This is a genomic window from Glutamicibacter protophormiae (genome assembly GCF_014647495.1).
Taxonomy (GTDB): Bacteria; Actinomycetota; Actinomycetes; order Actinomycetales; family Micrococcaceae; genus Glutamicibacter; species Glutamicibacter protophormiae.
Genome location: NZ_BMPH01000036.1, coordinates 1 through 726 on the forward strand (window position 1 = coordinate 1; position 726 = coordinate 726).

Genomic DNA, 726 nt, shown 5'->3' on the forward strand with positions numbered 1-726 from the left:
ATAGTGCGTCAGATTCTTGAACCCTAATGCGATACCTCGCAGATGCTCCAAACGTCCGTTGAGCGCTTCGGTAGGCCCATTCGAACTGCCGACATGGTCAAAGTACGCGAGGATATCCGTCTTCCTCCGACGCAGGGTCCCGCCGAGCTTCTTCAACTCCGGCAGCCCCTTGGGCACCTTCGTACCGATCTCGGCAATCAGTTGCTCCATAGCCCACCGCCCGATCTCGGGTTTCAGTTGCCGGTAGGCATCAACCATCTTCTGATACACGCTCCACACCAGTTGCACCGGCTCATACTCCGGGGCCTTGAACAGATCCTCCAGCTTGGTTTTCTGCTTCTCGGTGGCCAACGACAGCCCTGTGGTCAGTGTGCGCCGGCACTGATACAGCGGGTCGTCCTTGCGTCCTCGCCGCCCATGGTGCTCGCGCTGGACCCGTTGCCGGGTTTGATCCAGGGCTTCGGAGCCGAGTTTGACCACATGGAACGGATCCAGGACCTCTACTGCGTGGGGCAGCTCTTCGGCGGCAGCTGTTTTGAAGCCGGTGAACCCGTCCATCGCGACCACCTCAATGCCCTGCTTCCACTGCTCGTCGCGTTCGGCCAGCCAGGTCTTGAACACCGCTTTGGACCGGCCCTGAACCATGTCGAGCAGTCGCGCGGTGCCGGTGCCGTCGCGCACAGAGGTCAGGTCCACGATGACGGTGACGTATTTGTCGCCGGTGCG

1 protein-coding gene is annotated in these 726 nt (G+C 61.0%); it reads right to left on the reverse strand.

The genetic code is table 11. From position 1 onward, the window contains the following. On the reverse strand, window positions 1-726 hold a 726-nt coding region (locus IEY43_RS18015), incomplete at both ends, for an ISL3 family transposase (protein ID WP_188950407.1).